The following is an 11,450-nucleotide window of genomic DNA, read 5'->3' on the forward strand; positions in this document are numbered from 1 at the left end:
CCACGTCTGCTGCGGTGTTGCCACGCCTGGCGCACCAGCTCGCCGCGCAGCCCGGCGCGATCCTGCCGCTGCTGTCCCTCACCGAAGCCACCAGTCCGCGTCAGCTGTACCGCTTCTGTGCGGAGCAGACGCTGACGGTCAATACCGCTGCAGCGGGTGGGAATGCGGCTTTGCTCGCGGGCCTTTGACACGCAGGCCGGACCGACCCGCGTGGTGAAAGCGGGGGACGGTCGGCGCACAAGTAAATGGGGTCAGAGTCAATTTATCTGAGCACAGCCGCAGCGCTGCTTTGAGGCACCTTAAGATAAATTGACTCTGACCCCATTTATTTGAACCACGGCAGAGGCAAAGGGCCCTCAATCCAGCTGCAAGCCGATCTTGCGGATGATCGCGCCCCAGCGCTGCGTGTCGCCGGCCACCGTCTGGCGGAAATCGGCCACCGAGCCACTGCCGGGCAGCAGGCCCTGGACCTCGAAGCTGGCGATCACGGCCGGGTCCTGCAGCACGGCGTTGACGTCGGCATTGAGCTTTTGCACGACAGCGTCCGGCGTGCGCGCGGCGACGAACAGGCCGTTCCAGATCATCGATTCGACATTCGGCAACCCGCTTTCGACCAGCGTCGGCAAATCCTTCATCGAGGCCAGCCGCTGCCGGCCGCTGACGGCGATCAGCCGCAGCTTGCCGGTCCTGGCCAGCGGCAGCAGCGCGGGTGCTGCGGCAAATACCGCATCGGTCTCGCCGCTGGCGACCGACATCGCGGCCGGCGGCGAGCCGTTGTACGGCACATGCGTGGCCTCGAAGCCGGCCTCGGCCAGCAGCAGTTCCATCGTCAGGTGCGAGGAACTGCCCAGTCCGACCGAGGCGTAGTTCATCTTGCCGGCCTTGGCCTTGCCCAGCGCGATGAAGTCCTTGACGTTTTTCACCGGCAGCGAAGCGCTGACCGCCAGCACATTGGGCTGCAGCGTGGTCATCACCACCGGGACCAAATCCTTGGCCGGGTCGTACGGCAGCTTGCGGTACATGAAGGGCGCAAAGGCGACCGGGCCATTGAAGCCGACCGCGATCGTGTAGCCGTCCGGCGCGGCCTTGGCGGCCGCGTCCACGCCCAGCATGCCGCCGGCGCCTGGCTTGTTGTCCACCACCACCGGCTGGCCCCAGCGATCCTTCAGCTTGTCGGCCAACAGCCTTGCAGTCAGGTCCACCGAGCTGCCGGCAGGTGCCGGCACGACGATGTGCACCGCTCGCGTTGGCCAGGCCTGCGCCCAGGCGGTGGCGCTGCTCAGCAAGGCGACAACAGGCAGGAGCAGCAAGGCGAGGCGGCGGCGCATGGCAGGCAGGTGGCAGTCAACGGGCGTCCATTGTCGTCAATGGCCGGCCATGAAAAAGGCCACCTCGGGAGGTGGCCTTGTCGTGCGCATGAGGCGAAGCAGCCCCACTCAGGGGCATGTCCGTCGGTTTACGGGTACAGGCCACGCTCCTCGCGGGCGATCAGGATGCGCTCGCAGGCCACCGCAAACGTCGCGGTGCGCAGCGTGATCTTGTGGCGGTCGGCGGTGTCCCAGATCTTCTTCAGCGCGTCGACCATGATCTTGTCCAGGCGCACGTTGATCTCGTCTTCGCTCCAGAAGAAGCTGGAGAAATCCTGCACCCATTCGAAGTACGAGACGGTCACGCCGCCAGCGTTGCAGATCACGTCCGGCACGACCAGGATGTTGCGCTCGAACAGCATGTCGTCGGCCTTGGGCACCGTCGGGCCGTTGGCGCCTTCGAGCACCAGCCTGGCCTTGATGCGGCGGGCGCGGTCCTCGGTGATCTGGCCTTCGAGCGCGGCCGGGATCAGGATATCGCAATCGACGTCCCAGAACTCTTCCGAGTTCATCACGTCGGCGCCCTTGAAGCCGGCCACGCCGCCGGTGTGGGTGACGTGCGGGATCAGGTCGCCAAGGTCGAAACCGTTGGCGTTGTAGATGGTGCCGGTGTGATCCTGCGCGGCGACGATCTTGCCCCCGGCCTGGGCGAACAGCTCGGCGGCCGAGCCACCCACGTTGCCGAAGCCCTGCACCGCGACACGCGCGCCGTTCAGGTCCAGGCCGATGCGGCGGGCCGCTTCCCTGCCGGTGACGAACACGCCGCGGCCGGTGGCCTTGATGCGGCCGGCCGAGCCGCCCAGGTGCAGCGGCTTGCCGGTGACCACGCCGGTGGCGGTGGAGCCGGTGTTCATCGAGTACGTGTCCATCATCCAGGCCATGATCTGGCCGTTGGTGTTCACGTCCGGCGCCGGGATGTCCTTCTGCGGGCCGATGATCAGGCCGATCTCGCTGGTGTAGCGGCGCGTCATGCGCTCCAGTTCCTTGATCGACAGCTGCTTCGGATCGACGCGGATGCCGCCCTTGGCGCCGCCGAACGGCAGGTTCACCGCAGCGGTCTTGACGGTCATCCAGGCCGACAGCGCCATCACTTCTTCCAGCGTCACATCCGGGTGGTAGCGCACGCCGCCCTTGCCCGGGCCGCGCGACAGGTTGTGCTGCACCCGGTAGCCCTCGAAGTGCGCCACGGTGCCGTTGTCCAGCTCGATGGGCACGTCGACGATCAGCGTGCGCTTGGGGCGCTTGAGCGTCTCGGCCCAGCGGGCCAGGTTGCCCAGATAGGGGACGACGCGGTCGACCTGCGACAGGTAGGTGCCCCAGGGGCTGTCCGGCGTGGGGTGAACAAAGGAAAGCGGCGAAGACATGACGCGAAATCTCCAGGGAATTCTCGGGTGTGCGCGCCTGCGGCAGGCCGTCTCATGGGGGCCGCCGTGACGCTGGCCGCACTCTAGGCCCGGAGCCGCCGAATTTGTCACCGAGGGCTATGCAAGTTTTGCATGAAGTCCCCGGGTCGGCCTGCATCTGTATCGGCGGAATGCCCTCTACAGGGGACGGTCCGGCCGCTGAACACGGCATTTCTCTACACTCGCCGGCATGAGCACTGCCACGCCCTTTCACGCCCCGTCGCCGGCCACCGCGCCAGCCCTTTCCCGCGTCGCCTTCATCGGCGGGGGCAACATGGCCAGTGCGTTGATCGGCGGGCTGCTGAAATCCGGCCATGCGGCCGAATCCATCACCGTGGTCGAGCCTTCGGCCGAGCAGGCGGACCGGTTGATTGCCCAGTTCGGCGTGCGGGTGCTGCCGATGGCCGGCCCGGCGCTGGCGCAGGCCGGGCTGGTGGTGTGGGCCATCAAGCCGCAGCTGTTTGCCGACGCTGCGGCGCCCTGCGCCGGCCATGTCGGCCAGGCGCTGCACCTGTCGGTGATGGCCGGCATCCGCGTGCAGGCGATTGCCCGCGCCACCGGCAGCGAGCGCGTGGTGCGCAGCATGCCCAACACGCCCGCGTTGATCGGCCAAGGCATTGCCGGGCTGTTCGCCATGGCCCAGGTCACGCTGGACGAGCGACTGCAGATCGAGCAGCTGTTGGCGCCCACCGGCCGCAGCCTGTGGGTCGAACGCGAGGAGCAGCTGGACGTGGTGACCGCGCTGTCAGGCTCTGGCCCGGCCTATGTCTTCTACTTCATCGAAGCCATGGTCCAGGCTGCGGAACAGATGGGCCTGAGCGCCGAAGCCGGCCGCGAACTGGCGCTGGCCACCTTCGCTGGTGCAACCGAGCTGGCCCGCCAATCCAGCGACTCGCCCGAAGTGCTGCGCGAGCGTGTCACGTCCAAGGGCGGCACCACCTTCGCCGCGCTCAACGTGCTGGAAGCGCATGGCGTGAAGCAGCATTTCATGTTCGCGATGCTGGCCGCGAAGAACCGGGCCAAGGAACTGGGCGACGAGTTTGGGGCTTGATGGCGCCTCTCGCTTGGCGGGCACGCCAAGCGGCCCCCCGAGGGGATGCGGGCCGGCTTGGGGCGGCCCGGCGCTCGACCCGCGTCAGCTTGGCAAGTACGAGATCACAGTCCCGGCGAACACCGCAAATCCCACCCAGTGGTTGAGCCGGAAGGCACGGAAGCAGCCATCGCGCGAGCGGTGGCGGATCATCGTGAAGTGCCAGCCGACCTGCAGCGCCGCGGCGGCGATGCCGATGAGGTAGGTCTTCAGCAGGCCCAGCCCGTGGCCCAGCGCGCCCCAGCTGATCAGGTAGGCGCCGTAGAACAGCATCACGCCGGCCACGTCGAAGCGGCCCAGCGTGATGGCCGATGTCTTGATGCCGATCTTCAGGTCGTCGTCGCGGTCGACCATCGCGTATTCGGTGTCGTAGGCCAGCACCCAGAACAGGTTGCCCACCAGCAGCCACCAGGCCAATGCCGGCACGGCCGCCGGAATGGCCGCCAGTGCCCAGTCCTGCCCACCTTGCACTGCACTGAAGGCCATCGGAATGCCGAAGCTGAAGGCCACGCCAAGGACGGCCTGCGGCATCGACACCACGCGCTTCGCATACGGGTACAGCAGCGTGACCGCCAGCGCCACGACGGACAGCCAGATCGTCGGCGGATTGGTCGTCAGCACCAGCCCGAAGGCGAGCAGTGCCAGCACCGCGCCCACAGCCAGCGCCTCCTGCTTGCTCACCGCGCCGCTGGTCACTGGCCGCTGTGCGGTTCGCTTCACATGCCTGTCGAACTCGGCATCGGCCACGTCGTTGACGCAACAGCCGGCACTGCGCATCAGCACCGTGCCCAGCGTGAAGACCGCCAGCAAATGCCAGCCCGGGAAACCGTCCGCCGCCATCCACAGCGCGGCCAGCGTAGGCCACAAAAGCAGCAACCAGCCGGCAGGCCGGTTCCAGCGGATCAGGTCCAGGTACAGCGACAAACGGCTGCGCGGCGGTGGTGCGTCCGGCTTGGGCGTGGCGGGGACTGAAGAGGCGTTCATCGGCGTGGGATTATCCGCTTCGGTCTGGCCAGCCTCAGCTGGCTCAAGTCCTTGGTGTTCCAGCCGATAGCACAGACGATGGCGGAACTTTCCGCCGCCGCCTCCTGCTGCCCCCGTTGTCCGCTCCTACGCCTGCCATGCCAGCTGCTGCGCTGCCCAACCGCCGAGACGCCGTCACCTGCCTGTTGGGCGCGATGGGTGCGCTGGCCTGCCCGGGGCTGAGCCTTGCTGCGGCGCCGGCCGAGCTGCGCATCCTCACCGAGGAGCTGCCGCCGTACAACATGACGCAGGACGACAAGGTCACCGGCCTGAGCACGGAGATCGTGCGGGCGGTGCTGGAAGCGCTAGGCCAGCCGACGGCGATCCAGGTGATGCCTTGGGCGCGGGCCTACAACACCGCGCTGAACGAACCGAATGTGTTGATCTATTCGATCTCCCGCACGGCGCAGCGCGAGAAGCTGTTCAAGTGGGTGGGCGTGGTCGCGCCCACGCGCTGGTACCTGTTTGCGCTGGCCGCCCGGCCCGTCAAGCTCACGCGGCTGGAGGATGCGCGCAAGTACCAGATCGCCACCGTGCATGAAGACGCTGGCGAGCAGTACCTGGCGAGCAAAGGCCTGTTGCTGGGGCAGAACCTGCAGTCCAGCAGCAAGTACGAACTGAACTACGAAAAGCTCAAGCAGGGCCGGGTCGACCTGTGGATCTCCAACGAGCTGAACGCGCTGTACCTGGTGCGCCGCACTGGCGACGATCCCGCCAAGCTGCTGGTCCGCGCGCTGCACCTGCCCGATGTGGGCAGCGAAGAAGGCCTGAACATGGCGTTCAGCCTGGGCACGCCGGACGCGGTGGTCGAGCGCTTCCGCAAGGGCCTGGAGACGATCAAGAAAAACGGCAGCTATGAGCGCATCCAGAAGCGCTGGCTGTGAGGCCCGCGCCGCGGCCGATCACGGCGTCAGCCCAGCATCATCGGCTGAGCCTGCGATGCCCGCGGGCGAGCCGGCGGTGGACGCCCAGCCCGCTGCGCCCGACCATCCGTCCGACACCGTGCTCGGCCATTCGCTGGGCCGCAAACTGGTGCTGGCCACGCTGGTGTTCAGCCTCTTGTTCACCGGGCTCAGCGTGGCTGCACGCACCTGGCTGGCCTGGCAGGCCAATGTGGCGACCATGAACACCGAGCTGGCCTTGATTGGCGACGTGTTCCAGCGCGCGCTGGCCAAGGCCATCTGGGAGATGGACCGCGAGGACTTGCTGGCCCACATGGCGAGCATGGCGCAGGTGCAGTCGGTCGGCCGCATCGAGCTGAGGCTGCGCCAGTCCGGCCGCTCGCCGGAGGTGCTGCAGCAGCGCAAGCCCGGCGCGCCCGAAGGCGGCCGCGCCCCGACACTGCAGCGCGAGCTGAGCTACAGCCCGTATCCGGGCGCGGTCGAAGTAATTGGCGACTTCACGCTGCAGGGCGACGAGCGCCTGCTGTGGCTGCGGCTGCGCGGTGAGTTGCTGGAGATCGTGCTGACGCAGGTGCTGCAGTCGGTGCTGCTGGCAGGCCTCATCATGTGGCTGTTCCACCGTTCGGTCACGGTGCACGTGCGGCGCATCGCTCGCCACCTGGCCACGTTGACGCCCGAGACCCTGGGCCGGCGGCTGCAGCTGCAGCGCGCTGCCGCCCATCGCGACGAGCTCACCCTGCTCGAAGCCGGCGTCAACCACCTGCAGGGCAACCTGTCGGACTACCTGGCGCGCCAGCACCGCGACGAACGCGAACTGGCCGCGCACCGAGACCGCCTGGCTGACCTGGTGGACGCCAAGACCACCGAGCTGCGCGCGGTCAACACCCGGCTGGAGCGGCTGTCACGCGCCGACCCGCTGACCGACCTGGCCAACCGCCGCCACTTCGACGAGGTCAAGGAAACCGAGCTGCGCCGTGCGCGGCGCCAGCAGCTGCCGCTGTCGCTCCTGGTCTGCGACGTCGACTACTTCAAGCGCTACAACGACACCTACGGCCACGCGCACGGCGACCAGTGCCTGCAGGCCGTGGCCGATGCGCTGAAGCAGACCTTCACCCGCTCGGGCGACTTCTGCGCCCGCATCGGTGGCGAGGAGTTTGCCGTGCTGCTGCCGGCGCTGGATGCCGAGCAGGCCGTTGCCGCGGCCGAGCGGCTGCGCGCACGGCTGCTGCAGATGGGCCTGCCGCACACCGGTTCGCTGGTGGCGCTGCACGTCACGCTGAGCATTGGCGTCGCGCAGTTCGACGAAGAGACCATGCACCGCTTCGATGAGCTGATGCAGCGTGCCGATGAAGCCCTCTACCGCGCCAAGAACCGGGGCCGCAACCGCGTCTCGAACTAGTCCCAGGAGCTTTCGATGAAGCATTCCATCCCGCTGTTTCGCCTGCTGGCGCTGGCCGCTTCGCTGCTCGTCACGAGCCTGCATGCCCAGACCTTGAAGGTTGTTGCCGAAGCCTCGTCCTACGTGGTGCTGAAGGACGGCAAGGTCGCCGGCCCGGCCAGCGAGATCGTCGAAGCCAGCCTGCAGAACGCCGGCCTCACCGACCACCGCATCGGCATCTACCCCTGGGCCCGCGCCTACGACATGGCGCTGCAGGAGCCCAACGTGCTGATCTACCTGATCGCGCGAACGCCCGCACGGGAAACCCAGTTCAAGTGGGCCGGCGAATTCATGCGCCTCGAGTACCACCTCTACAAGCTGCGTGAGCGCCAGGACATTGCCGTGCGCAAGCTCGAAGACGCCAGGCGCTACAGCATCGGTGTGATGCGCGACGACCTGCGCCAGCAGTACCTGAAGGACCAGGGCTTCGAGCGCCTGATCACCTCGTCCCAGAACGTCGACAACTTCCGCAAGCTGCTCAGCGGCCAGGTCGAACTCGTCCCCCTGCCCGAAAGCGACGCACAGGCTTTCTGCACCGAGGCCGGCATTCCCTTTGCAAAACTCGAAAAAGTGCTGACGCTGGACGCGCTGACGACCGGCATCTACATGGCCTATAGCAAGGCCACGCCGGACGAGACCGTGGCGCGCACCAAGGCGGCGTTCGACAAGCTGAAGGCGGATGGGACGGTGGGGCGCTTGATGGGTGCGCACCGCTGAAAAGCTGGCTCAGCGCAGCGCCAGCCAGCGCCGCAGCGGCGAGCCAACGCGCCAGATCCGGTGTTCGGCCAGGTAGTGGGTCCAGGACAGGGCGACCAGCACCACGCCGGGCAGCGCCAGTGCTGCCACAGCGGTCAGCACGATGGACAGCGGCCACAGCACCCAGCCGGTGATCGCCCCTCGCAGGCCCAGCCAGGCGTACAGCCGGTTGGCGCCGGGTGCTGCGCGCATGCGGGCGTTCGCCACCGTGCCGTAGACCATGAAGGCCGTCACGTCATGAACGCAGCGGAACAGCCAGATGCTCAGCAGCGGGTAACCCAAAAGCACCAGCGCGTAGCCGGCCATCGCCGTGGCCTGGATGGCGAACAATGCGCGGATGTCACCACCGGCCCGGCGTGCCTGCCAGGCCAGCCAGACGCCCAGCGGTGTCGCCAGCAGCAGGCAGACGCCGGCCATCAGCAACCACGGTTCGGGCGCCTCGACCACGGCGATCATGGCCTCGCCGCCAATTGCCGCGCCGGCCGCACAGCCCACGCCTGCCATCAGGAGGCGCCAGATCCGCGTGGCCCATGGCCAACGCCGCAGGCCGGCCTGGCCTGCGGCCAAGCCGGCCTGCTGGCCGACCACGTGCACCATGGTCGTCAGGATCAGCGCCAGGCCGATCTGACGCGAGTTCAGCACGGACAGCGCCAGCACCGCGCTGACCGACGCGATCAGGGCGGAGGGCCAGAGCACCGGCATCGCGCCACGCGCCAACTCGCGGTCGCCCAGCAGGAAAAAGCTCGCCAGCACGTGCGGGAACCCGAACACCAGGCTGTAGACGGGCAGCGAGGCCGGGCTGTGCGGCAACAGTTGCCGGCCATGGCCCTGGAAGGCGACCAGGTCCAGCACCACCACGGCCATCAGCAAGGGCGTCAAGCCATACACCGCCAGCATCTGCTCGCGCGACAGGCCAGTCGCGCCCGGTTGGGCGAGGCTCATGGCGTGCTGCTGCGCGCCAATTCCTGCCGCAGCGCCACGAGATTCGACTGGGTGCGGGCGAGGCTGCCCGGGTCGGCTGTCGCACCCTGCTTTTGCAGGTCGCTCATCGCGGCCTGCTCGCGCGCCAGCTCTTCTTCGAGGATGCGCCGGCGCTCCTGGTCCCGCACCTTCTGCACGCCGGTCGGAATTCCGGTTTCGCCCGTGGTGGCCGGGCTGGCCTGGAGCTTGCGGCGCTGATCGCCTGGCTGGCAGTCCTGCCCAGCCGCCTGGCCGCCCACGATCAGCTCGACTGCGCCGACCCGGCACACCTGAACGCGCCCGGGCTCACCGCCTGCCCATGCGGACGCGCCGGGAACCAAGCCCGCCAACAGCGCCAGGGCCGCGATCCGCCTGGCCAAGCGCATTTCAGCTCCCCATCTGGTTGGTGAACATCACCTCGATGATGCGGCCCATGTCGTCTTCGACGGACACCGGCATGCCATCCAGGCAGACGCCATTGGTGAAGGTCACCGTGAAGCCCTGGCCACTCAATCCGACCGTGCTCTTGTCCAGCGCGAGCGCCATCGGGACCGAATTCTTCAGCTTGTAAGGTGGGGTGCCGCCATACAGGTAAACGGTTGGGCCGAGCCCGGTGGCGCAAGCACCGGCGGGACCGGTAACGGCCACCGCCGCGGGCGACGCCTGGATGGCATCCGGCGGGCCGGATTCGTTGCCGCCGCCGCCGCAGGCGCTCAGCGCCAGGGAAACCATGACCATGGCCGTTGCGGCCCATCGAATGTTGTTCAACTCACTACTCCTTCTTCACTTGGCTTGTTCTGCACGCGACTGCATTTCGACGATCGCGTAACTCTCGATTGGCATGTAGACCTTGTCGTCGCTGAGCGGGCGCTGGTAGTACTTCAGGCAGTCCGTGGGCTGCGAGGTCAGGATCAGGGCGTTCCACGGTTGCACATTGCCGTAGGCCTGCACGCCAATCTTGCCGCCGCACATCATGCGAGACAGCATGCCCCCGATCAGCGGCACCTTCAGTTCGTAGCCATAGCGCACGCGGATCTTCAACAGATTGGCGTCGCGGATGTTCTGCTTGGACTTGCCGCCAGTCACGCCCACGTCCCGGTACTCCAGGTTGTCGTTTGGGATGTAGGTGACCTTGGTCTTGGGATCCTTGACACCGAAGTCGGTGAAGGTGTCCGGCGACGGGCTCAGGATCTCGATCTCGGCCTTGTAGGGATTGAATGATTTGTTGGCTTTTTGTGCATCCAAGTAGGCCGCGAACAGGCGGTCGCTGTCGCTGGTCTTTGTGCTGTTCTGGTAGAACGGGCTGAGGCCACGGATCAAGGCCTCGCGGATGTAGCTCTCGTTGGCGTTGTGCAGCGAGCCTTCCCGGGCCGCCATGAACGTGGCGTGGTTCAGCGTGAGCTTGGCCATGTAGACCATGCCGACCTGGATCAGGCTCAGCACGAACAGCGTGGCCAGCGGAAACACGATGGCGAACTCGACCAGCGTGATGCCACGGGCGCGCGGCGGACCGGCACGGCGGCGGTGCGAAAAAATGGGCTTCATGGCGTCGTCGTCGGGTTGGACATCGGGCGGGGGAAGAGGACGCGGCGGCCGAGTGCCACCAGGCACCAGGCGACCGCAAGGGTCAGCGGCAGCAGCACCAGCCATTCGGCCGCGCGCTGGTAAGGCGTGCGGCCCTCTCGGGTCTGAACCTGCAAAGGCATCAGGCGGGCGTTGGCGTCTGGCGCACTGGCCAGCACCTCACCCTCCGGCGAGACCAGCATCGACGTGGCGCCCTGGCTCACCCGCAGCAGCGTCTTGCCGGCCTCCATCGCGCGCAGCCGGGCCACCGACACCATCTGCTGGCGGTACAGCGCGTTGTCGATCCACATGTCGTCGGCCAGGTTGACCAGCCAGGTCGCCTCGCGGGCCCGCTCGCTCATCGTCAGCGCAAACGACAGCTCGTGGCAGATCGACGCACCAACCGGCTGGCCGCTGGCGAACAGCGGCCCGGTCAGTTCCGGTGGCCCCGCTTGCTGACCCGTGCGGGCCTTCTCGAAGACCTGCGCATAGACGGGGCCCAGGGTCTCCGGCCAGGGCAGGTATTCGCCGCCCGGCACCAGCCGTTCCTTGGCATACAACGACTGCCGCTCGGGCGAGAGCTGCACCACGGCATTGATCATGTGCAGCCCGGTCTCGTCGCGCAGCATGTGCGGCATGCCGACCAACACGTGCACGCCGCGCGCGCGGATCAGCTTTACGAGGTCGAGCCAGGCGCCCCATGCGACACGCGGTGGAGGTTCCGGGAAGAAGGTTTCAGCCGTCACCAGCACCGTGCCCGGTGCCGCCCCGCGGATGGCCTGGCTCAGCTGCGCGAGTGCATCGTCGCGCTCCTGCGGCGTCCAGTGGCGGCCACGCTCGGCCGGTGGCTGCACCGCGATCACGCTCAAATCACTGCCGGGTCGCGTCTGCAACCAGCCCGGTGTCGGCTGTCTCGACAAGCCCCAGAGCGCGCACCAGGCCAGACTG

The 11,450-nt window shown here is 67.6% G+C and carries 13 protein-coding genes; 5 read left to right on the forward strand and 8 right to left on the reverse strand.

The genetic code is table 11. The features are described 5' to 3' along the window. On the forward strand, positions 1-188 hold a 188-nt coding region (locus FKP22_RS09950; protein WP_141287339.1), incomplete at its 5' end, for a hypothetical protein. A gap of 168 nt (positions 189-356) precedes the next feature. Here the strand turns inward: FKP22_RS09950 and FKP22_RS09955 are convergent. Together FKP22_RS09955 and FKP22_RS09960 are read right to left on the reverse strand one after the other, a co-directional pair. Then, complete coding sequence (locus FKP22_RS09955) at positions 357-1,328, reverse strand: Bug family tripartite tricarboxylate transporter substrate binding protein (RefSeq protein WP_141287340.1); 972 nt, start codon at positions 1,326-1,328, stop codon at positions 357-359. 128 nt (positions 1,329-1,456) lie between these two features. Then, on the reverse strand, positions 1,457-2,731 hold the full coding sequence (locus FKP22_RS09960; protein ID WP_141287341.1) for a Glu/Leu/Phe/Val family dehydrogenase: 1,275 nt from the start codon (positions 2,729-2,731) through the stop codon (positions 1,457-1,459). Positions 2,732-2,960: 229 nt separating this feature from the next. Here FKP22_RS09960 and proC point away from each other — a divergent pair, with 229 nt between their 5' ends. Then, a complete protein-coding gene (gene proC, locus FKP22_RS09965) occupies positions 2,961-3,821 on the forward strand; it encodes a pyrroline-5-carboxylate reductase (RefSeq protein WP_141287342.1) in 861 nt (286 codons plus the stop codon). Between the two features lie 84 nt (positions 3,822-3,905). Here proC and ubiA read toward each other — a convergent pair whose 3' ends face one another. After that, the gene (gene ubiA, locus FKP22_RS09970; RefSeq protein WP_141287343.1) at positions 3,906-4,844 is read right to left on the reverse strand and encodes a 4-hydroxybenzoate octaprenyltransferase; all 939 of its coding nucleotides are present in this window, start codon (positions 4,842-4,844) and stop codon (positions 3,906-3,908) included. A 137-nt stretch (positions 4,845-4,981) separates the two neighbouring features. On the opposite strand from ubiA, the gene FKP22_RS09975 reads away from it, so the two are divergent. The 3 genes from FKP22_RS09975 to FKP22_RS09985 are packed head-to-tail and all read left to right on the forward strand — an operon-like array spanning position 4,982 to position 7,940. After that, the gene (locus tag FKP22_RS09975; protein ID WP_211361359.1) at positions 4,982-5,767 is read left to right on the forward strand and encodes a substrate-binding periplasmic protein; all 786 of its coding nucleotides are present in this window, start codon (positions 4,982-4,984) and stop codon (positions 5,765-5,767) included. Positions 5,768-5,822: 55 nt separating this feature from the next. Then, positions 5,823-7,184 (forward strand): GGDEF domain-containing protein, encoded by a 1,362-nt coding sequence (locus FKP22_RS09980; RefSeq protein WP_141287344.1) that lies wholly within the window; start codon positions 5,823-5,825, stop codon positions 7,182-7,184. Between the two features lie 15 nt (positions 7,185-7,199). After that, entirely contained in the window at positions 7,200-7,940 is a 741-nt protein-coding gene (locus FKP22_RS09985) for a substrate-binding periplasmic protein (protein WP_141287345.1), read from the forward strand. 9 nt (positions 7,941-7,949) lie between these two features. Here the strand turns inward: FKP22_RS09985 and FKP22_RS09990 are convergent, their stop codons facing one another. The 5 genes from FKP22_RS09990 to FKP22_RS10010 all read right to left on the reverse strand — a co-directional run. Then, entirely contained in the window at positions 7,950-8,921 is a 972-nt protein-coding gene (locus FKP22_RS09990) for a hypothetical protein (RefSeq protein ID WP_141287346.1), read from the reverse strand. After that, positions 8,918-9,325, reverse strand: coding sequence for a hypothetical protein (locus FKP22_RS09995; RefSeq protein WP_141287347.1), 408 nt, complete (start codon positions 9,323-9,325; stop codon positions 8,918-8,920). Before FKP22_RS09995 ends, FKP22_RS09990 begins: the two co-directional genes overlap by 4 nt. Before the next feature lies 1 nt (position 9,326). Further along, a complete protein-coding gene (locus FKP22_RS10000) occupies positions 9,327-9,671 on the reverse strand; it encodes a hypothetical protein (RefSeq protein ID WP_141287348.1) in 345 nt (114 codons plus the stop codon). Between the two features lie 51 nt (positions 9,672-9,722). Then, complete coding sequence (locus FKP22_RS10005; protein ID WP_170200835.1) at positions 9,723-10,484, reverse strand: TadE family protein; 762 nt, start codon at positions 10,482-10,484, stop codon at positions 9,723-9,725. Beyond that, a partial coding sequence (locus FKP22_RS10010) for a nitrilase-related carbon-nitrogen hydrolase (protein WP_141287350.1) occupies positions 10,481-11,450 on the reverse strand: 970 nt, incomplete at its 5' end. The genes FKP22_RS10005 and FKP22_RS10010, both read right to left, overlap by 4 nt.

It is taken from the genome of Ideonella azotifigens, assembly GCF_006519715.1.
GTDB lineage: Bacteria > Pseudomonadota > Gammaproteobacteria > Burkholderiales > Burkholderiaceae_C > Ideonella > Ideonella azotifigens.